The following is a 20,751-nucleotide window of genomic DNA, read 5'->3' as shown; positions in this document are numbered from 1 at the left end:
CGCGACCCGCCTGGATTCAGCAGACCAGCGGGGTGCGCCCGTGCTTTGTCGAAGATCGCTCTGAGGATGGGCGGTGCCGCGGGCTCAGCGATATCGTCACCTGTATGTGGGGGTGCGTGATCTGCGATAAACACAACGGGACCGGGCCATTGGTGAGTCCGGTTGTGCATGTGGATGAGCTGGTGGTGGTGACTCACCGTCCACCGCAGGAAGACTGGGTCCGGCCGGGGTATCTGTTCGTGGAGCCTCGAGGCCACGTTGCGACACTCGATCAACTCGACGACACCGAGACCATTGCCTTCGCTCGCACTGTCCGGGCGTCGATCAGCGCACTGCGGAGGGTCCTGGAACCCGCCCATGTCTTCACCTTTGTCGCGGGATTGAGTGTTGCTGGGGTCCACCTCCATCAACACGTCTTCACCCGGCCCATCGGAACGGCACGAGATGTGGCGTGGCACAACGCCGATTCACCGGATGCGCCCCGGATCCCTTCCTCCGAACTCGCGGGTCTGTGCGCCGAATTGGCGGCAGCGATGAGCGACTGAGAGGTGCATCGCAAGGCCGTGCTGAACATCCTCTCCTACCGCATGGCGCGCTGACCGAAGCGGCCAACGCGACGCTCTCGAAGATCAAGCGGCCGAGGCGATCTGCGGCCGACGGAACATCCTGAATTGCCGATGACCACGAACAGGTGGAGGTGGTAGATGGTAGGGAAGCGTGATGTAGTGGGCGTGTGATGGAGGAGATTCAGAGGCGTCCCGATTTCGGGTCCGGCGATTCGTCTTCGAACAGGGAGTGAGTCGATGTCTGAATGCCTTTGCACTACAGCTCCGTTCGAGCCGTTTGAGCGATTCGGGCCGCTGGGCAACGAGGGACGGTGGATTGGCATGGACAACTCGAGTTGGCGCTACGCGGACGTGACGGTCAAGACCTGCATCAGCTGCGGCACGCAGTGGCTGCACTACTTCTATGAGGTTGAGGCGTACCGGAGCTCCGGCCGCTTCTACCTCGGCATCATCACCCCCGAGGTCGCTGAGTCGCTGACCCCGCAAGAAGCACCAGCAGTACTCGAGCGTTTGCCCTGGTACATCATGGGAGGCGGGTACTTTCGAGGCAGGGTATACAAGAGCTCTGGGCCACTCGGAGACTGACTCGCTGGCTGTGAGCTCGCGCAACTTCCAGGTTATCCGCTCATGGCGCGTGGCGCGCGGTTCGAATCGGCCACGCGGCGGGGGCCGAAGATCAACGCACCGAGGCGATCTCGGCCGGGCCGAACGCACTGAACTGCCGAACAGCAAGCGGTCGCCAGACTGCGCTACCAGCGCCAACGTTCGAACCAAGCGGGTTCCTGCCACACCGTGACCTCACCGGGTTCGAACTGCAGATGGAATCTGCCCGCTTCAGTGAGATCTTCCGAGTTGCCGAGCATCGTCACCGTGCACACGTAGGAGCCGTCCGGCAACTCGAACCTGTTGTCGTACCAGTTCAGATCCTCCCAGAGATCCTCGCTCTCACACTGGGCGATCGTCTGAAGCATCTCACTGTTGACCAACACCAGCCTGCCCGCTGTCACAGCGATAGAACCTCGCGCCTGCGTCCGGATCGATCCTCCCCGATCCACCGGGGACACCGAGACATCGACAGACCAACTATCCTGGGCGCCCGTGGCCCAGAGCAGCAGCGTGCGCCTCCCCATCTCGAGGTCGAAGTGCGACAACACCGCTGGCCAGTTGTCATGATCCTCGACCATCGGATGGTAAGCGCTGGGATCGATTACCCCGAGCATCCCCATGCTGTCCGGCATCGCTGGAATGCGGAGTGGGAGTTCAGTCATTCTGTCCCGTCCGTCGCCGCGCTCTCTCCGGACCGAGGGACCGCAAATCCGGCCGGACCGTATCGACTGCAAACGATAGCGACCGCTGAAGATGAACTATTCTGCCGCATGCCGCGCTGACCCAAGTGATCAGCGCGGAGCGGTGGAAGATCAACCGGCCGTGTCGAACTGACCCGTCCCGGTCGTCCGCCCTTGCCGAGTATCGCGCCGATATGCGGCCGTCAGAGCTCAGATGAGCGATGACCGCTATCAAGTCCGCCGCGAGCCCTCGCCCCTGGTGCTCGACGCCGAGCTCGCCTCCGGCGCTGGACAGCGTCGAAGTGGCGGGTCAGGTGACGACCTCGAATAACGCAGCGCCACAGAGTGCCTGGCGATCCGGACCGGTTTGACAGGCCTAGAACCTGCCGACAGACTCGGACACCTTGTCGCGCATGGGTGACTCAATCGGGGGGACGTTCGGTCGTGAGGATGCATCGTGGTCGTGGGGTGTCGGCGGTGCTGGTGCTGTTGCTGATGGTCGGTATGAGCAGCTGCGCCCGGATTGCCGGGCCGCCTGGCAGCATCGGATTCTCGCAGTTGCCCGCCCGCTGCTCGCAGGCGTGGAAGCCCGCCGAGCAAGAGGTGAAGGCTTTCGCGGGGAAAGCGCAGGACTCCCTCGCCGATGCGGCCGACGCCGCACGCGAGGTCGACGACACCAGTCAGGGGCTGACCTGCGCGCTGAAGTTCGGAAGCTCGATCCAACGTGGACCGCTCGAGACGGACCGCACGCCCATGTGGCGCCACGTGTCTATCTCTTACTTCCTGTCCCTATATCCCGACCGCCACACAATGAGCCCTCAACAACTCATCGACTACGTGCCCGGATCAACGCGCACAGACAGTCCGCGCCCTACCCCGATCGCCGATATCGGCCAGGCCGCGATCATCTGGGAAACCGCCGGGGATCCGCGGCGGGTCAGCGTGAAGTTCAGCATCGACAACCTGATCGTCACCGTCGAGACCTGGGGCAAAGACTGGTCAGGCGTCCCCGGAACCTTCCCGGTCGCAGACTCCCCGGACCTGCGAGCCGATCTCCGCACCGGTACCGAATCAATCGCGAAGTCCCTTGCCCGACAAATCCCTTCGACCCTTCCGACAGCAACACTGACCATGCCGTCGCAGACTCACCACACCAGCACACCCACCCCGACCAAAGCCGTCGTGCAAGTGTGGGATCCCTGCCAACTCCCCGCGGCCAGCCTCACGGCCGCCGGACTCGATGTTGGCTCTCAACTACACGGCGACAACTCCGTCGACTACGCGACATGCGTGTGGAGCGGCGGCTGGTACCAGTTGAAAGTGTCCTCCAGCGATGCCCCCTTCGAATGGTCTGCCTACGAAGACTCCGCATACGTCGACCCGAAACCGGTGACCATCGGTGACCGCCGCGCGGTCCAAATGCATTGGCGCGACAGCAATCTATGGTGCGTACTGCTCTTCGAGGTGCCCGGCGAGGCCAACATCGCCGACAAGGGCGGCCGCACACTCACTCTCGAGGCCTCACTGAACGAAGACCGGCCACAGGCCGCATTGTGCGACGAGCTGAAACGAGTCGTGAACGCAACAGCAGGAGCGCTACCCGCCACGACCTGACCAGATGACCACCTGAGCCCCCATCCCATAGCGCGCTGGCCTAACCAGCCAGCGTGATGCGGTGGAAGATCAAATGGCCGTGGCGATCCGAGGCCGAGGAACGCACTCTATTAGCCGAATGCAACGCGAAGTGTCGCAACGGATTGGGTATCTCAGCGCGACTAGGGTGGCGGCCGTGGGCAACCATTTCAGCGCGGACGCGCTCGGTCTGGACGTCTATATGAACAACGGCAGTACCGACGTGTTCTGCGACGTGATGGCGCTGGCGGGCTGTTCGGTGGCCCGAACCGTGTGGCAACAGAACCTGATGCTGCATTTCTGCGACCTGGTGCGATACGCCATCGGAATGGGCGGGTTCGACCTGGCTGAGCTTCCATGGACTCAGGACCACCAAGCCGAGCAGGACTTCTTCATCGTCGTACTCGACCGCGCGATCCGCCGGACCGGTTGGAAGAAACTGCACTACACGCCCTCGGCTGACTACAACCTCGGCGCGTTCATGCGGATGCTCACCACGTTTCGCGCCAGCCCGAAGATCGACAGCCACATGGGTGACTGGACCATTGCGCCGAAGCCGTATCGCCTCGAAATGTGCGTCCGGCACATGGTCTTTCGGGGTGAGGCTGGATGCCGTCTGTGTGATCCCTCGATTCAACCCCTCGACGCTCCATTCATCTGGGAGATGACCAGTACCTACACCGCGGACGGGACGATCAACGGCGAGACCATCAAACGTCAGATATGGCAGATCCCCGACAATCTGATTCCCCTGATCTTCGCCGTCGCTGGCAACCCGGGGCCCCGTGCGTTGGGGATACGGATAGAGCCACAACACCTCGACTCGGTCTCCACAATCATCGGCAAGCCGCTCGATCCCCACGCCCGTCATTGGCTAGGCAAGGCTGTCACCTGAGCACTGGTCCGGAGGAAGGCGACACTGCGGAGAACGTCTTCTCCTGCCGCATGGCGCGCTGTTCGGAACGGCCACCGCGGCACCTCGGGAGATCAACTGGCCGTGCGCGTCCGAGGCCGGCGGAACGCACCATCATGCCGAGTTTCGGACGAATGACTCTTGCTCTGAACGCCTTGTCCGACGGATCGCTTCTCTGGGGTTGTGCCGCTATCGTCCAGACATGACAACGAGCTGGGCCAAGGGCGACAAGTGCGAGCTACCGGCCATCGTGGACCACTGGCTTTGCGATGAACCACAGCCGGGGTTGGTCCTGGTCGAATTCGTTGACGCCCAGGGCCGACCGCATTGGCTGGTCGGCAAGAGTGTCGATTTTGCTGCCGACCTGCTGCCGACATCGACGTACCCGCGACCGGCCTCCATTCCATGCTCGATCGAAGAGATCAACGGTGACATAGCCACGGTCAGCCCATGGTGGATCACCAGCCGCCGCGGTCTGCCGTTCCTCTTCGACGTTCGGGCGGAGGTCCTCGGTCCGTGGACAATCGTCGGACAGTGACCCAACGGCCAGCGCAGATCCCAAAACCCTGTCTTGCCGCCGGTCGCGCTGACCGAACCGGCCAGAGCGATGCGGTGGAAGATCAACCGCCCCTGGCGATCCGGGCCCCTTCGAGTCCATTGATCCAACGAGGGGCATGCCCGAAAGCTATGGCAGCCACTACAGGTCAGTTCCGAGGCGGGTGGGTGCGTGTTCGGCGATGTAGTCGTGGAGTCGGGCGACCGCGGGGGTTGGTTTTTGGTGGCCGGAGACGAGACCAATGGTGCGGTCACGGGGGTGGGTCAAGGCGATGCGGTGCAGACCGGGGTGCGGGGTTTCGGGATCCGGTAGTAGTGCGACTCCCAGGCCGTGGGCGACAAGGGCGCGCAAGGTTTCGAATTCGGTGATCTCGAACGCGACGTGTGGTGTGAATCCCGCTTCGCCGCACCAGGTGTCGAGCATGCGGCGCAGGTGGTAGTTCGGGGGATTGGCGATGAAGTTCTCGCCTGCTGCCTCGGTGAGGTCGATGGTGTCGTACCCGGATAGACGGTGGCCGTGAGCGGTGTAGAGATGGATGCGCTGGTGCCCGAGGATCACAAAGGGCAGATCGGTGGGCGCGGGGATCATCACGGCGAGATCGAGCAGTCCCTCGCGGGTCATGGCGGCCAGTGCTTCACCGTGCGCTTGGACCAGGTGCAATCGAATGCGTGGTGCCGCGGTGTGGAAATCGGCCAGCAGCGAGGGCACGCTGACCGGCCCGAGTGTGAGCGGGAAACCGAACCGCACCAGACCGGCGTCGGGGTCGGCGTTGCCGCGAACGACACTGACCGCGTCGCGCAGCAAGTGCACCAGGTTGTGTGTGCGTTCGTAGAGCTCGCGTCCAGCTGGAGTAAGGGTGATGCCGCGCCCCGCCGGTTGGAATAGCTGCGCACCCACGGTTTTCTCGACAGCTTTCAACCGACGGCTCAGCGAGGATTGCGGAACGCCCAGCACCTGTGCGGCACGTGTGATGTGTCCCTCGCGTGCGGCCACGTCGAACGCCGCCAGCAACGGCACCAACGTCTCGACCTCAGCCGAATTCAATTCATCCATTCCCGGATGATAATCATCAGATCTTGCCTGTAGACGGATCGATGCGATGCGCGTGACGATTGCCTCGATACAGCAGCAAGGGGAGATCTCACATGCATTCACCAAGGATCACCAACACGAAATCGGTTGCACCGGAACCGATTCTCGATGTCGCATTGATCGGAGGCGGCATCATGTCCGCCACGCTCGGCGCGATACTGGCCAAGGTTCAACCCGACTGGTCGATGGCGATGTTCGAACGCCTCGACGTGATCGCCGCCGAAAGCTCTCACCCCTGGAACAATGCCGGCACCGGACATGCCGGGTTATGCGAGCTGAACTACATGCCCGATCCCACGGACTCGGCCAAAGCTGAGCAGATCGCCGAGTGGTTCCACCTGTCCCGGCAGTTCTGGACCGCACTGGTTACTCAAGGCGATCTGCCTGAACCTGCCGCCTTCGTCCATTCCGCACCACATATGGATGTGGTGTTCGGTGACCGAGACGTGCGCTACCTACGACAGCGCTTTCAGACGCTGCGGTCGGTGCCGCTGTTCTCGGCGATGCAATACTCCGAGGACCCCGCGGTCATCGCCGAGTGGGCTCCGCTGCTGATGGAAGGGCGTGATCGCGGCGAGCCCATCGCCGCCACACGCTACGCCGCGGGCACTGACGTCGACTTCGGCGCACTCACCGAATCCTTGACCCGCGTCATGGTCGAGGTCGGCGCACAAGTGCACCTCTCCCACGAAGTCACCGGACTATGCCGCGACGCCGAGGGTATCTGGACAATCACTGGCCGTAACCGTAAAGCCAAGCAGCGCTTCACCGTTCGAGCCCGATTCGTCTTCGTCGGTGCCGGCGGATACGCCCTCAAACTCCTGCAGAAGGCCCGCATCCCCGAAGTCCGCGGATACGCGGTGTTCCCATTCGGCGCGCAGTTCCTGCGCACCGACAACCCAGAGGTGGTCGCACGGCACGAGGCAAAGATCTACAGCCAAGCCGCGCTGGGAGCGCCACCGATGTCGGTGCCACACCTGGACAAACGCATCGTCGACGGACAGGAATCACTCCTGTTCGGTCCCTACGCCACCTTCAGCACCCGACTGCTCAAACACGGCCAACTCTCCGACCTGTTCACCACACTGCGTCTCGGCAACATCGTGGTCCTGCTCGCGGTCGGCCTGCAGAACATCGGACTGGTGCGCTATCTAATCGGGCAGCTCCTGTCTACCCGCACCCGGAAATTCGCACAGCTGCAACGGTTCTACCCGAACGCGCGGCCCGCGGACTGGCACCTGATCCACGCCGGGCAACGTGCCCAACTGGTCAAACCAGACCCACGCACCATCGGTGTCCTGACCTTCGGCACCGAACTCGTGACCGGAGCCGAAGGCACTATCGCGGGGCTGCTGGGAGCTTCGCCCGGCGCCTCGACCGCCCCCGCCATCATGACTGGCCTCCTGCAACGATGCTTCCCGACTCACCACCAGGAATGGGAGCCGACCCTGCACGAGATGATGCCGGGCCTGACCACACCGGTCGGCACTGAACAACAACGCGTAGACGACACCTACGCACTCACCGCACAGCACCTGGCGCTGAGCTAGAGCACCAAGCTACGGGATGACGAACGTACTAACATGCCGCATACCGCGCTGACCGAACCGGCCAGCGCGATGCGGTGGAAGATCAACCGGTGAGGGTGCGGAACGCACACTACTGCCGAGGAGCGCGAGGATCGCGGGGGTGTGCTTGGCCTAGTGTGTCTCGGTGACAACTGATTTGCCGCCCAGAAACTCGAGACGGTTGCCTACCGGGTCAGTGGTGTGGAAACGGCGGCGGCCGGGAATCTCGGCGGGGTCGGCCCAACGGACTTCATGGCCGACCGCCGTGAGAGCGGTCGCGAGGGCGTCCACGTCCGCGATGAAGGCGGGATGAGCTTTTCGTGCGGGGTGAAAGGGTTCCTCGACACCCACATGAAGTTCGCCATCCGGACCGCCCATGCCCGGAACCATGAACCAGCAGCCGCCGCGGGCAGCAAGCAATGGAGGTTTGGGAAGTTCCACCCAGCCAAGGACGCCGGTGTAGAAGGACCGCATGCGATCTTCGGCACCCGGTGGACAGGCGACTTGTACGTGGTGAATCACGGTTCCCCTCCTGACACTCTTTGCAGGACAAGCGTACTGCTTGATTCAATCCGCCGCCTGGCGGAACATCTCGCACCGTGCGGTTGGCGGGTTCCGAGCTGGCCGCTGGTGAACGCACACACATATTGATGGCACAACCTCCGCGCACCGAACGCGCTCAATTGCCGTTACCGCGTCGACCGGAACGGCCAACGCGGTGCCACGGAAGTTCAACCAGCACTATCCATCTGGCGTGAGAGGCTCAGGGCCACCGGATCCGTTGCCGCACCAGCCCACCCTCCACGAGGGTCATCTCGCCCGGCAGCACCCGCGAGCGGGGAGCCGGGACGCTGCGCTTTTCCCACCAGTAGATAACGGCCACAACCCCGTACGCCGCGGCCACCACCGTCACCGGCATGAGCACACCCACCGTCACCATCATGGCTACCGACATGAGCACTCCTTCAAACTAAGAAGCTCACCCGCCACACCGCGGCCTGATACCGCTCGTTCTACCCAAAAACACGCCGTCGCAACACTTCTCACACCGAAGATGATGTTACCTGGCTCACATCAGGTGAGCGTCGGGCCACTCCGTCATCGCGTGGAAAGGCGCCCGAGGTGGTGGCTCGATACCGGAGGTGTGGGCATTGCCCGCCCCGTGAACGGGGGTGCGTCCAGGCAGGATGGGCGGGCAACACACCACATCGGCACTTTCGGTCTCTGTCCCGAAGGCGTCGACACACGATCTCTTACCCTCGTTTCGACGGCGCTAACCAACCACCCGAGAGGGACGGCGGGAACCCTCGCGCCGGACTACACGGACTGGCCCAGAGCAGTGGCGAGGCTGTCGCACAGTACGAACAAGGCGTCCGCGCCGGTCACCTCGATCGGACGGCGCACCGGGTACGAGGCCACGATGCGCGGCGGTTCGAGACACTCTTCCGCCACCGCGGCCAGGACAGTGATCCCGGCCGAGCCAAGGAAACTGACCCCCGTCATAACCACCACCACGGTGCGCGGGCCCGCCCGCAATGCTCGACGCAGTACCCGCTCCAGCACGGGAGCGGACGTCACGTCGATTTCCCCGCTAGCGGTCACCACCGGGATCGCGGCGTTTTCGTCGAGCTCTACCTGCAGGAGCTGAGTCCGGTCCGGATCGTGCATCAGTGAGCTCCTTCATGCTGGCCGATCCACACCATCCCGTAATGGGTTTTACCACCTCACCGGCAACTTCGGTACTGGTGTTCCCACTGACCATTCGTGCCAATCCGACCGACCAGTCACCGCCGACCCTCGTGCCCGATCCGGAGTCGTACCGCGCACGAGATGCGGAGCAGCACACAATGTTTCACACTGGAAGCACCGGCGGCGCGCTCGCCGGTGTCGGCCCAGGCTCCGCCCCACCGGGCATACGGCCGCCGTGCGGTCCTCCCGCACTCGCGCGTCATCAGGTGGTGTACCCAGCTCCCGCCACCCGGTGACCCGCTCCGCTCGGCGACCAACTCCGACTGCCTGGAACTGGCCACAGCCTCGGGCAGACCAGGCCCGGACGCACCCACCCCCCAGCGTCCGGGCCACCTGGCCTCCCTGACAGAGACGGCACGGCCGGTTGACTACTGCCTTGCCTGCTCGACGCCCCTCGAGAGGTGTCCCAACGAATCCTGACAACAAGTGTCCAACTGGCCGTATACCGCGCCAGTTGAAGCGGTCGACGCGGGACTGCGGAAGCGGTAACCAGTTATGAAGGTCCAAGTCCGACAGGGCGTTCGATATTGCCGCGTGGCGCACTGACAAAGCGGCCCTGTGGGCAGCGGACCAACAGAGAGTGGAGGTCCAAGACCGCCGAGAGGTACTGCACGCCATATGGCCGAGCCCCTCGATCATCCGAGCCGATGTCAGTTCGACCGCGGGTCGGGCGGAAGGATCACCGCAAGCCCGCGCAACACCTGCGCGATCGCGTTCAGGCGCGGAGCCAATGTCGCCCGCTCGGTGTCGGTCATTGCCGTCATCAGACCTGCGAGTTCCAACAGTGCAGGCTCTACAACTCTCGGAAAGTTGGTCACGACCATCGCCTTCCCAGGGGACTTAGGCAGCCGCTGTCCGCAGCCAGCCGCAGAACTCACCCTATTGCTGCCATAGCGGAAGCGCGACCACCCATGAGGACCCGAGCCCGTCGAAACATCCGCTACCGCCTGAGGCCACACCGCATACCACGCAGAACGAACCGGCCAGCACGATGCGATGGAAGATCAACCGGCCGTGGTGATCCGGTGCTGACCGAACGCACTGAACTGCCGATTACGTGATGATCCAGGGTTCAATTGATCCGGCTCGCGGAATCCGAGTTCGGCTGGATCTCTTTGTGGCGCAGACTATCTCGCCGAGGCGGCCTGATGTCATTGCGTGGGTTGCGCGATCATCGTGTCCGAGTGTGGAGGCCGTGTCCGAGGGCGGTGGTGGTGGCGTGGTTGAATTCGCTTACGGGCTCGACGAATGCGAGGTAGGGCTCGTCGTCGGGGCTTTTCATGCCGACGCCGCGTGCTGGGTTTTCCAGATATCCGCACCAATGCCAGCCCAGCAGCCAGGGGCGGGATGCGTAGGCCGTGATCGTTCGCTGGTAGTGGATGGCTCGGCTGCGTTGGTCGGGGATGTCGGAGACACGGTGGGGACTCGTCGGTGTAGCGCACCAGTTTCCGGTGTCGGCGATCAGGATCGGTTTGCTGGTCCGCTCGTAGAGCGCGTCGAAGGTGTCGAGGGCGTGCTGTAGTTTGCCCGGGTCGGCGCCGGTGAAGACTTGGACCGACCAGGCGTCGATGTAGGGTGTCGCCGCTGTGAGTACCGGTTCGGGCATCCCGGCAACGAGACCGTAGCGGTCACCGAGGATCAGATGGTGCGGGTCGTAGTGCCGGATGGCGGTGGTGACGGCATGGTAGTAGGCCGTCGCCAGTTCGTAGAGGCGGTCAGGGGAATCGGCTCCGGCGAAGCCGGCACCGGATGGATGGTCTTGCCAGCGTGGGGCATCGGTGAGGAAGTATCCGAGCAGCAGTGGATTGCCGGCGTGCGGTAGTACGTGGCGGCGCGCGAGATAGTCGCAGTATTCGGCGAAATTCGGTGACTCGACATCTCGGTAGGCGGGGAAGCCGTTCCAGGACTCGATTTCCAGCGGCCGCAGGGGAACGCAATAGGGCATGCGTGTCAACTGGTAGTCGGGTGCCGGCCAGCCGCTGCTGTGCGCGATGTCGACCGGGCCGCCTGCGGCGGCGAGGTCGTGTCCGGCCACGACCTCCTCGGTGGCGCTGATCGTGTTGAATCCCCACGCAGACAGGTCCGCTTCCAAACCATTGCGCAGCCAGGCCGTTTTGCTGCCATAACGCTGACGCCACACATGCAGATTGTGCGGGTACATCAGGTTGGTCTCGTCCGCGTGGGCCACACCGACGCTGACGAACTGTGCTCCGGCCGGGTCGACGAATGTCCAACGGGCCCCGGTCTGTTGGATCCGGAACGCCGGACTGTGGCTGATCATGGGGCTCCTTCGTCAGAGTTGGGTGGCGCCGCCGTCGACGAACAGTTCCGCACCGGTGGTGAAGGAGCTCTGGTCCGAAGCCAGATAGAGCGCGGTTGCCGCGACTTCGTCGGGATGGCCAGCCCGGCCGAGCGGGGTCGGCGCTGCGGACTCGGCGGCCGGGCCGGTGCGGTCGTCTTGGGGGAACACGGCCCGTAGTTCCTCGCCGCCGGGGGTCGTGACAGGACCGGGGGTGAGTGCGTTGACCCGGATACCGGTGCCGGCCAGTTCGGCGGCCCAGGTGCGAGCCAAGCTCCGGATGGCGGCTTTGGTCGCGGCATAGATGCCCAGGCCCGGAACGCCCCGCAGAGCCGCGCTCGAGGACAGCAGAATCACCGACGCACCAGTCGACAGCAGCGGCAACGCCTTCTGGACGGTGAACACGGTGCCCTTGAGGTTGATGGCGGTGGTGCGATCATAGTCGGCTTCGGTGATGTCGCCGAGCGGACCGAAGTCCCCAACCCCGGCATTGGCCACGACGATGTCGAGATGGCCGCTCTGCTCACCGATCTGAGCGTAGAGCCGGTCGAGATCCTCGAGGCTGGACACGTCGCCTGGGATACCGATTCCCCGGCTGCCCACCCGGTCGACGGCGGCGTCCAGTTCGGCCTTGCGGCGGCCAGTCAGATAGACGGTCGCTCCCTCGGCGGCGAACCGGCGGGCGATGGCCAAGCCGATGCCGGTGGAGGCTCCGGTCACGAGAGCGGTCTTGTTGTCCAGTTGACCCATGGTCTTCTCCCATACTTTGAGGTAACTATTTTTGTTACATCGACGAGCGTGGCGTGAGCCTTCCCGTGTCGAGAAGGCGTCGACGACTGTGGTCAGGCGGTTTTCAGCACATCCCGCAATACGTCTTCGAGGGTGGTTCGGGCCAATTCGGTGCGCAGAGTGGCTTCGATTCCGTCGTACACGGTGGTCATTGCGGGTCCGATACCGTGGCCCACGACGCACTCGGGGTCTGGAGGAGACGGGTGCATGCCGAAGATCGGCCCGGGCTCGATCGCTTCGTAGACGTCCAGCAGGCTGATCGACGCCAGGTTCCGTGTCAGCATCCAACCGGCACCGGCGCCCCGCCGGGAATCGACCAGACCGGCCCTGCGCAACTCGGCCAAAAGCCGGCGGATCACCACGGGATTGGTGTTGACACTCGTGGCGATCTGCTCCGAGGTGGCAACGTCGTTGCCGCGGCGCTGATACAGCCCGATCCAGGTCAGGGTATGCGCGGCGACGGTCAGCTTGCTGTTCGCGCTCACGGCATCCTCACCTTCCCTTCGAACGTAACAATAATAGTTACGACTAAATCTTGCAACCTATCCCAGCCTGCTGGCACTGAACTGCCGAAGATCAACCGGCCGAGCCGATTTGGGGTCTGCGAAGTATCCGCAACTGCAAAATGAGCGCGATGTGCCGGTCTGCGAGTTCTGGCTGGGCCTCGTTCGGTATTTCAGTGAAGCTGGTTGTTCCACATCCGGAACATGATGCATTTGCCGCGCGTGCCGAAGGTGACGGTCCACAGGTTGGCGAATTCACCGAGCTCTTTGTAGTGACCGACGCCGTGGATGGCGGCGGTGTCGCCGGTGATCATCAGGAGCGACCAGTCGAAGGTCCAGCCGCCTTCTTGCCATGCCTGGCGACCGCGCCAGCCTTCGATGATGGCCTCGCGTCCGATCCAGTCAGTGGCGTAGGGCCATTCGTGATACTCCGCGTCCGGACTGAACAAGGCGCTGATGTCCTTGGCCGCGTTGGTATTCCACGCGCGCACGTATGCCTCGACCCAAGTCCGGACTTGATGCTCAGTGATCGCCATGGTTCAGCCCTGGACCGTGGGACGCACGACGATCTCGTTGACATCGACCTGCTGGGGCTGGGTGATCGCGTACTGGATCGCGGCACCGATCGCGCTCGCGGGTATCGCCTCACGCATGCTGTCGCGCACCGCCTCACGGATGTCGTTGTCGGAGATGCCATCGGTCAGTTCGCTGCGGGTCAGGCCGGGGCTGATGACGGTGACGCGGATATCGCGGCTTTCCTGCCGCAGGCCCTCCGAGATCGCGCGCACCGCGTACTTGGTGGCGCTGTACACCGCGGCGGTCGGATCGACTCGATGCCCGGATACCGACGCGAGATTCACGATGTGGCCTTGCCCGCGCTCACGCATGGACGGCAGCACCGCGGCGATGCCGTACAGCACGCCCCGGATGTTGACATCGATCATCTGGTCCCAGTCCTGGACCGCGAGCGCGTCCAGCCGCGAGAGCGGCATCACTCCCGCGTTGTTGACCAGCACATCGATACGCTCGTGCCGTTCGAGTGCGTGCGCGGCGAACGCTTGCGTATCTTCCAGGCTGGTCACATCCAGCGCGTGGTACTCGGCGTTACCGCCCTCGGCTCGAATCTCCTTGGCCAGCACTTCAATTCGATCCACTCGCCGCGCGCCCAGGACAACCAGATGACCCGCGGCAGCCAGGATGCGAGCGGTCGCCTCGCCGATTCCGCTGCTGGCTCCGGTGATCAGCACAACCTTGCCGTCCGCCTCAGGCACATCTTCCCCTTCTGTCGGTGATCGGTGGCCTCGTTCGGCCGCCGCACTCCTGAGCATCCGATCATTCACCGCGAATACCCAGGCCCCGGCTTCCTAGGAGTGCGGCACCCAGGATCCTCCGGACGTAGGCTGGGCTGATGACCGGCAACGAACTCGGTGAGTTTCTGCGTGCCCACCGCTCCCGGCTGACCCCGGCACAGGTCGGCATGCCCACCACCGGTCCGCGTCGAGTCGCCGGCCTCCGCCGCGAAGAGGTCGCCGTGCTGTCCGGCGTCAGCGCCGACTACTACACCCGGCTCGAGCAGGGCCGCGAGACCAACCCCTCCGCGCAAGTGGTCGACGCGCTCGCGCGGACACTGTGCCTGGATTCCGACGCGCACTGGCACCTGTTCCGGCTCGCGGGCTTGCTGCCCCGTCCCGAAACCACCGCCGCACCCGACGAGGTCGACCCCGAATTGCGCCGCCTCATGGACGCCTTCCCTACGGCGGTCGCCTACATCGTCAACCGGCGTCTCGACATCCTCGCCGCGAACGCCCTCGCGGACGCCTTGCTCGAACCGCTCGCCGACACCCGCAACATGGTCTACTCGCTGTTCCACGACCCTGCCGCCCGGACCTTGTTCGCCGCGTGGCCCGAGATTGCCCGCGACACCGTGCAGGCGCTGCGCCTGGCTACGAGCCACGACCGTGATGCCTGTACCGTTGCCCTGATCGACCAACTCCTCACCACCAGTACCGAATTCGCTGCACTCTGGCAGACCAACGACGTGCACAGTCTCGGCCGCAAGACCAAAGTCTTCGACCATCCACGCTGCGGGCGAGTCGAGCTGATCTACCAAACCTTCGACGTCCAACACACGCCAGGACAGCAACTGCTCGTCGGCACAGCCGCACCCGGCAGCGTCGAAGCCCTCTCGACCCTGACACGACGCGCCGATTCGATCCGACACTGAGCCGTCGACCTCGAGGGCGACACTTTGCCCCTGGCCTCCCCAACGTCCTCTTCTGCGGCTGGGCGAGGGCTGTGACCGGAGTACCGGTCCACGACCGTGCGGGCGTTAGCCGTCCAGTCGGTCACGAAGCCGAGGTCGGCTCATCCGCCCTGATCGGATTTCCAGCCCGGATAGACCGAGTGGTCGGGTGTGATCATGGGCCGCATATCCGCGGCGCGGATCGAGGCCAGGACACGGTCGTAGTACTTGAGCGCTGTTGGGTCCCGCTCTCCTGGGTTCGGTTGCAGGCGTGTCCATTCCACGCTGATCCGAAATACCTCGGCACCCAGGCCCCGGGCGAGGACGATGTCGTCGTTGTAGCGGTGATAGAAGTCGGTGGCGTCACCGACGGGATGGGTGACCGCGCCGCTGTTGGCGTAGCGCGACCAATTGCTGTCCGGTGTCGCGCGTTCGACCTGGAAACTGGCGGTAGCCATACCGAAGAGGAAAGCCGCACCCAGCGGATCGATCCCCGTGGCCGCACCCGTATCCGGAGTGGCGGAGCGGGTACCGGCGCAGCCGACCGCCACCAGCGATACGGCCGCCAGTGATGCGGCCACGGCTGCCTTGACGATCTGCCCAGGGTCCGGCGTTGGCGTGTGAGACCAGAATATTCGCTTAGAAGTTGCGGAGTCGGTGAGTCAAGACCCGCCTGTCCCGATTCCCAGTGGTTCACGGGTACCGATTCCAGGCACCCACCGCAGCACGGTGACGCAGCTCACTCCCCCGAATCAGGTCGAAGAAGGGCTCCACCACCTGTGTAAACCTCGGTGTGACGCCAGGTTTCCACCTGGTGTGCCAGGTGACCACATTCCGTTGACAGGTGTGTTCCAGCTCTAGTAGCGGAGTCGCTGCTGTGCGGTGACATCCCGATTCGACGACACCACCCGAACCCACGCAACGCCGCCGGGTTCGCGCAGGTGCCTCCCACGAAGGAGCGGGTGACATCCATGGTCACCGGACACACCACACTCACCGCCGTACTTGCGGCGTCCATCACCGCGACCCTGCCGGTCCTGGGCACGGGTACGAGCCAGGCCGACACTGTCGCGGACAAGAACCGCGTCGTCGACACCGACGACGGCTGGCAACTGTCGATCACCAAAACCAGCGAGAATCTCGACCGCTACCCGAACCTGGCCGCCACCATGTTCACCCGCGAAGGCTTCGTCGCCCTCAAAGCCGTCGCCGAAGTACGCGGCACCGGCACCCAAGCCATCTCGACGGGCACGGTCGCCCTCGGCTACCAGATCGGCTGCCAGGTCGACGTCTCCAACGGACTCGCCCTCGGCATGGGATTCTCTGTCGGCCCCAACGCCTCGGTCACCATCTCCCAGTTCCCGTCGGTCAGCGTCGGCGCCAGCGCCTCGGTCTCACCCAACATCTCCACCACATTGAAACCCGGCTCCATCGCCACCATCGACTTCGGCACCAAACCCCTGGCCGGACCTCGCGCCTCGATCACCGCCGACGGCATCGAAGTCAAGATCGACGCCTGCATGGGACCGGTCACCCTGCGCTCCTACGCCACCGCCCGCATCTCCACCCCCACCGCGGACAACACCGTCACCGTTTACGGCGACCCCATCTGGCTGTGAACCAGTTTCGATCCGTCGAAAGGAGAGCCTTCATGGCCGGACAAGACCGTGGAATCCACCGGCGGCGAACCGTTACCACGGGGACGCTGGGTGCGGCGCAATTGCTCGTGATCGCTATCGTGATACTCGTCGTCGAGGGCCGGGGTGCCTCGCCCGCGCAGGCCGGACCGTATATCCCCTGTGCGCAGTGGCAGCAGATGCACCCAGGATGGCCGTGCATCGACGTCCCCGAACCACCAACCCCGCCGCCGGGCCAGCCGTCCACCCCACCACCGCTGCCGACCCCGGTAATACCGGGCCAACCCTCGACCGGCAACAGCGGCGGCACCAACGCCGGCGCGCTCACCCCGCCACCGGTCGGACCCGGCAACGGCACCCCCATCGTCCCGGTCCCGGGCTACACCCCGCCCGTTGGACCCGGCAACGCGCCACCTCCGCCTGCCGTGTCGGCTCCACCGCAGCCTCCGGCCGCAGGCCCCGGCCCGAACGACGCTCCGCCACCGACCGGGCCAGCTCCTGCCGAACAGCCACCGCAGAATGCGCAGACTCCACCCGCACCGAATTCACAACCTCTGCGCCCCGATCTTCCCTTACATTCTGTCCAATTGGACGCAAAGGAACCGCCACCTGGTAGCGGTCCGAATGGTAATGGATGCGCCAGCTGCCCAAAGGACAAGAATGGCAACATTATTCCAGGTGATGTTGGGCCGCTGCCGGGAATCTGGAGTCGGGAAGACGACTACTACCACTGGGTAATCAACCGTGTAGAGAACCGAGGCTCCAGCAATCCGCCGCTGAAGCAGAATCCGTTGATCGTCTGTAAGTCGGGCGACAAGAACTCTTATACGAAGACTTGGTCTTCGGAGGCGATCAGCGTAACTAGTACATCGGTCGGCGGGAGCGCCGGCGCTGGTGGGGCAAGTGGTAACGTCTCGATTACCAACTCGGAATCGACGTCGAGTGGGCTGAGCGATACGGTCACGGTTGATTGTTCAAAATATGATATCCCACCTGGCCAGCAGATCGCCTTCTATCAGCAGTACACACGCTCAGATTGGGAGGGGATCTGGCAGCGCTACGACTGCAGCAGCTGGCTGAAGGGGTGTAGGCCCACGATGGAAACGGGAACTGCCAGTGGCTCGTATTACAACCCAATAACTTCGCTTAATCCCGTCGTCGAACCGGAGCCCTGATATGCGAAAGACCATTGAGATCTCGGTGCGAACGCTGGCGGTTGTCGCAGTGGCTGTGTTGGCTGCGCTAGTCGGCATTGTGATCATATTCATCAACTGGCGTGCACCGGAACCCGCGCGCGTAGAGAACCCCGCTCCTAATCACCTCGTACTCTTCGACTCCGTAATCGGCGAAACCCTACCGCGGGCCGAGGACTCACTCGGACTCTCAAACGGAAAGGTGATGCGTCCCGTCGGTCAGCCTCGCGTTGTCCCACTTCGGGACGGCGACAACCTCGATGGCGTCCCGAAAGAACAACTCGTCGTACTGGGGATCTGCGTTCCTGACTTCAACGCCAATCCTCTGACTATCTACTTCGGCGTCGCGCCTCGGTCTTCAGTCTCACAAGAGGACATAGACCTCGCACGCGTACATGCACCTGTCCCCAATCCACTCGAGAAGACAACGGGATGCAGAAACGACATGAGCGGCTGGCCTGTATCAGACTCCTGACCAGGTCTGGAATCATGCGACATCTGTTCGCCGGAAGCTGCCAGTCTCGGATGCTCGAGTGGGTTGCTGTGGACCCTCGCGGAGCGACGGGAGCGGGCTTGGGACAGGACTGTTGCCGCGCGAGTCAGAAAGTTCGGATTGACCGGATCAGGTGAAGTGAGCGAATGAGAGTGACTGACCACCGGATCCAGGTTTGACCGAGGCCCACTGGAGCGCACTGCATTGCCGCTGATCGCGCGGTTCGAAGCCCCGCGGCACCAACGCGCCCAGATCATCTCAGGCTCATCTGCGAGTGGTCGCTACGCTGCGGTATGGATGTCTGCAATGACTCCGCCGGATGGCTCATCCTCTGGCTGGAACCGCTGGGCGAAGATCGGTGGTTGAGGCCGGGAGAGCGATTCCGGATCCGCACGGACTACCACGGCGATGAGCTGGCATTCTCGGTCTCGTTCTGGGCCGATCAGGGGGATCGATAGACGACCACGACCGTCCACTCGTCCTCTGCCCACGCATCCTGGACAGCGATGTGCGACGACTCCCGTGACGGTGCTGGTCATGAGCCGGTTCAAGCATGCGGAGAGTGCGCGCTCCGACCACCGCGGAGAGGCAATGACAGCGAAATCCTCCGCGAGACGTCTATGGGCATCGGTGATCACTCGTGCTCGAGATTGAGCCCGATGGTTGGGGCAGAGTCCACGCGATCATCATGCTGCCGGGAAGCCCGAGTATCCCGCTCCTATGTGCTTTCGGCGTGGTTCCCCCGTCGCGCAGGCGGCCGGTTCCGAGCGCACGCCATTGCCGTATACCGCGCCGATCGAACCGGCTAGAGCAGTGCGATGGAAGATCCAGCGGCTCAGCCGATCTGAGTGAAAGACTGTCTTGACGGTGCCCCCGGCAGGATTCGAACCTGCGGCCCACGCTTTAGAAGAGCGTCGCTCTATCCCCTGAGCTACGAGGGCAGCCCGATCAGAAACATACCTGCTTCCCTAAGGAGAGGGTAGCGGCGAGGATGTCCGCTCATGGCGCGCACCGGCCAATTGGCATCCCGAAAGATCAACAGGCTGAACGTTGCTCGGCATGTCTAAGGCACGATTCATGCCTCTGCCATTATTGATATTAGTCTCAGAAATGATCATACTGTCGAAAAGGTTGTGGTGCATGAACCACACGACTCCGAGTTCGACTGAGAGGACGTTCGGCATGTCGCTGAACCGAATCGACGTGCATCAGCACATGATTCCGCCGGTCTATGCAGAAGCGCTCCGTTCGCACGGCATCACAGTGGCGGGTGGCCGAGAGCTTCCGGTCTGGAGCCCGCGGGAAGCCATCGACACGATGGCGGGTTCCGGTATCGGATCGGCGATCTTGTCCGTGTCGACTCCCGGCACAACCTTCCTGTCCGATTCCGCTGAAGCGGCGAAGCTGGCTAGAGCGGCGAACGATTACGCCGCCGAGCTGGCGGCGGGCGCGCCGGAGACCTTCGGGTTCTTCGCCACGGTTCCTCTTCCCGATGTGGCGGCCGCGGCGGAGGAGGCGGCCCGGGCGCTGGATGATCTGAGTGCGGATGGGGTTGTCCTGCTGGGCAATTCGCGCGGTACCTACCTGGGTGAGGAGGGCCAGGACGCGTTGTTCCGCGTGCTCGATGAGCGCGCGGCGGTGGCGTTCGTGCACCCGGGGGATCTGCCCGGCCCCACCGTCCCGGGGGTGCTGCCGTTCGCGGCGGACTTCCTGCTCGATACCAGCCGTGCGGCATATCTGCTGGTGCGCAATGGTATTCGTCAGCAATACCCGAACATTCGGTTCGTGCTCAGTCACGGCGGGGGATTCGTCCCCTATGCCTCGCATCGCATGGCGCTGAGCATCTTCACCCAGACCGGGCGCAGCCCGATCGAGGTTCTCGATGAGCTCGCGAGTTTCTACTTCGATACCGCGTTGACTTCGAGCGCGGCCGCCCTGCCCACGCTGCTCGAGTTCGCGGCACCGGGCCATGTGCTCTACGGCAGCGACTGGCCGTTCGCCCCCGAACCGGCCGTGCACTACTTCCAGGCCGGTCTCACCGAGTTTCGAGGGGTCGACGAGACGACGCGCGCGGCGATCGACCGCGCGAACGCCGCCGCATTATTCCCGCGTTTCGGTGGCGTGGCGGCTCCGGTGCGCGAGCGGTCATTGCGCACCCGAGTGCGAAACGAGGTGCGCACGCGCGTGTTTCGGGCGGTGGCGCGCGCCGCGAACCGCCGGTGACTCGGCAGCG

20 protein-coding genes and 1 tRNA gene are annotated in these 20,751 nt (G+C 63.9%); 9 read left to right on the top strand and 12 right to left on the bottom strand.

Annotated features, from left to right (window positions below; all coding sequences use genetic code 11):
• Positions 1-1,315: 1,315 nt before the first annotated feature.
• Positions 1,316-1,804: a hypothetical protein gene (locus ACFC4D_RS21885; RefSeq protein ID WP_376065912.1), complete on the bottom strand. Its 489-nt coding sequence runs from the start codon at positions 1,802-1,804 to the stop codon at positions 1,316-1,318.
• Between the two features lie 525 nt (positions 1,805-2,329).
• Here ACFC4D_RS21885 and ACFC4D_RS21880 point away from each other — a divergent pair.
• The 3 genes from ACFC4D_RS21880 to ACFC4D_RS21870 all read left to right on the top strand — a co-directional run bounded on the left by ACFC4D_RS21880 (position 2,330) and on the right by ACFC4D_RS21870 (position 4,935).
• Entirely contained in the window at positions 2,330-3,466 is a 1,137-nt protein-coding gene (locus tag ACFC4D_RS21880) for a DUF3558 family protein (RefSeq protein ID WP_376065909.1), read from the top strand.
• Between the two features lie 175 nt (positions 3,467-3,641).
• On the top strand, positions 3,642-4,379 hold the full coding sequence (locus tag ACFC4D_RS21875; protein WP_376065906.1) for a hypothetical protein: 738 nt from the start codon (positions 3,642-3,644) through the stop codon (positions 4,377-4,379).
• Between the two features lie 220 nt (positions 4,380-4,599).
• Positions 4,600-4,935 carry a hypothetical protein gene (locus ACFC4D_RS21870; RefSeq protein ID WP_376065904.1) on the top strand — a complete coding sequence of 112 codons (336 nt, stop codon included), beginning with the start codon at positions 4,600-4,602 and terminating at the stop codon, positions 4,933-4,935.
• A gap of 159 nt (positions 4,936-5,094) precedes the next feature.
• Here ACFC4D_RS21870 and ACFC4D_RS21865 read toward each other — a convergent pair whose 3' ends face one another.
• The gene (locus ACFC4D_RS21865; protein ID WP_376065901.1) at positions 5,095-6,006 is read right to left on the bottom strand and encodes a LysR family transcriptional regulator; all 912 of its coding nucleotides are present in this window, start codon (positions 6,004-6,006) and stop codon (positions 5,095-5,097) included.
• Positions 6,007-6,098: 92 nt separating this feature from the next.
• Here ACFC4D_RS21865 and mqo point away from each other — a divergent pair, with 92 nt between their 5' ends.
• On the top strand, positions 6,099-7,595 hold the full coding sequence (mqo, locus tag ACFC4D_RS21860; protein ID WP_376065899.1) for a malate dehydrogenase (quinone): 1,497 nt from the start codon (positions 6,099-6,101) through the stop codon (positions 7,593-7,595).
• Between the two features lie 150 nt (positions 7,596-7,745).
• Here mqo and ACFC4D_RS21855 read toward each other — a convergent pair whose 3' ends face one another.
• The 8 genes from ACFC4D_RS21855 to ACFC4D_RS21820 form a co-directional block, all read right to left on the bottom strand.
• Positions 7,746-8,087 (bottom strand): glyoxalase, encoded by a 342-nt coding sequence (locus ACFC4D_RS21855; protein WP_376065897.1) that lies wholly within the window; start codon positions 8,085-8,087, stop codon positions 7,746-7,748.
• Positions 8,088-8,376: 289 nt separating this feature from the next.
• A complete protein-coding gene (locus tag ACFC4D_RS21850) occupies positions 8,377-8,568 on the bottom strand; it encodes a hypothetical protein (RefSeq protein WP_376065895.1) in 192 nt (63 codons plus the stop codon).
• Between the two features lie 362 nt (positions 8,569-8,930).
• Positions 8,931-9,281: an STAS domain-containing protein gene (locus tag ACFC4D_RS21845; RefSeq protein WP_376065893.1), complete on the bottom strand. Its 351-nt coding sequence runs from the start codon at positions 9,279-9,281 to the stop codon at positions 8,931-8,933.
• 1,252 nt (positions 9,282-10,533) lie between these two features.
• Positions 10,534-11,643: an agarase gene (locus ACFC4D_RS21840; protein ID WP_376065891.1), complete on the bottom strand. Its 1,110-nt coding sequence runs from the start codon at positions 11,641-11,643 to the stop codon at positions 10,534-10,536.
• A 12-nt stretch (positions 11,644-11,655) separates the two neighbouring features.
• Positions 11,656-12,411, bottom strand: a complete 756-nt coding sequence (locus ACFC4D_RS21835; protein WP_376065889.1) for an SDR family NAD(P)-dependent oxidoreductase — start codon at positions 12,409-12,411, stop codon at positions 11,656-11,658.
• A 92-nt stretch (positions 12,412-12,503) separates the two neighbouring features.
• Complete coding sequence (locus tag ACFC4D_RS21830; RefSeq protein WP_376065887.1) at positions 12,504-12,935, bottom strand: Rrf2 family transcriptional regulator; 432 nt, start codon at positions 12,933-12,935, stop codon at positions 12,504-12,506.
• Between the two features lie 191 nt (positions 12,936-13,126).
• A complete protein-coding gene (locus tag ACFC4D_RS21825; protein ID WP_376065885.1) occupies positions 13,127-13,489 on the bottom strand; it encodes a nuclear transport factor 2 family protein in 363 nt (120 codons plus the stop codon).
• A 3-nt stretch (positions 13,490-13,492) separates the two neighbouring features.
• A complete protein-coding gene (locus tag ACFC4D_RS21820) occupies positions 13,493-14,224 on the bottom strand; it encodes an SDR family oxidoreductase (protein ID WP_376065883.1) in 732 nt (243 codons plus the stop codon).
• A gap of 137 nt (positions 14,225-14,361) precedes the next feature.
• Between ACFC4D_RS21820 and ACFC4D_RS21815 the strand changes: the two genes are divergently transcribed.
• Positions 14,362-15,177 carry a helix-turn-helix transcriptional regulator gene (locus tag ACFC4D_RS21815; RefSeq protein WP_376065880.1) on the top strand — a complete coding sequence of 272 codons (816 nt, stop codon included), beginning with the start codon at positions 14,362-14,364 and terminating at the stop codon, positions 15,175-15,177.
• Positions 15,178-15,317: 140 nt separating this feature from the next.
• Here the strand turns inward: ACFC4D_RS21815 and ACFC4D_RS21810 are convergent, their stop codons facing one another.
• Positions 15,318-15,776, bottom strand: a complete 459-nt coding sequence (locus tag ACFC4D_RS21810) for a family 1 glycosylhydrolase (RefSeq protein WP_376065878.1) — start codon at positions 15,774-15,776, stop codon at positions 15,318-15,320.
• A 390-nt stretch (positions 15,777-16,166) separates the two neighbouring features.
• On the opposite strand from ACFC4D_RS21810, the gene ACFC4D_RS21805 reads away from it, so the two are divergent.
• The 3 genes from ACFC4D_RS21805 (at position 16,167) to ACFC4D_RS21795 (ending at position 18,500) form a co-directional block, all read left to right on the top strand.
• Positions 16,167-16,814: an MspA family porin gene (locus ACFC4D_RS21805; protein WP_376065876.1), complete on the top strand. Its 648-nt coding sequence runs from the start codon at positions 16,167-16,169 to the stop codon at positions 16,812-16,814.
• A 605-nt stretch (positions 16,815-17,419) separates the two neighbouring features.
• On the top strand, positions 17,420-18,007 hold the full coding sequence (locus ACFC4D_RS21800; RefSeq protein WP_376065873.1) for a hypothetical protein: 588 nt from the start codon (positions 17,420-17,422) through the stop codon (positions 18,005-18,007).
• 1 nt (position 18,008) lies between these two features.
• Positions 18,009-18,500: a hypothetical protein gene (locus ACFC4D_RS21795; protein WP_376065870.1), complete on the top strand. Its 492-nt coding sequence runs from the start codon at positions 18,009-18,011 to the stop codon at positions 18,498-18,500.
• 886 nt (positions 18,501-19,386) lie between these two features.
• Here the strand turns inward: ACFC4D_RS21795 and ACFC4D_RS21790 are convergent.
• Positions 19,387-19,459, bottom strand: a tRNA-Arg gene (locus ACFC4D_RS21790).
• 247 nt (positions 19,460-19,706) lie between these two features.
• Between ACFC4D_RS21790 and ACFC4D_RS21785 the strand changes: the two genes are divergently transcribed.
• Positions 19,707-20,741, top strand: coding sequence for an amidohydrolase family protein (locus ACFC4D_RS21785; RefSeq protein ID WP_376066507.1), 1,035 nt, complete (start codon positions 19,707-19,709; stop codon positions 20,739-20,741).
• Positions 20,742-20,751: the final 10 nt, after the last annotated feature.

This window comes from Nocardia sp. NPDC056000 (genome assembly GCF_042269265.1).
Lineage (GTDB): Bacteria > Actinomycetota > Actinomycetes > Mycobacteriales > Mycobacteriaceae > Nocardia.
Note: the sequence above shows the minus strand (reverse complement) of the source record. Positions and strands in the feature narration are given on the sequence as shown.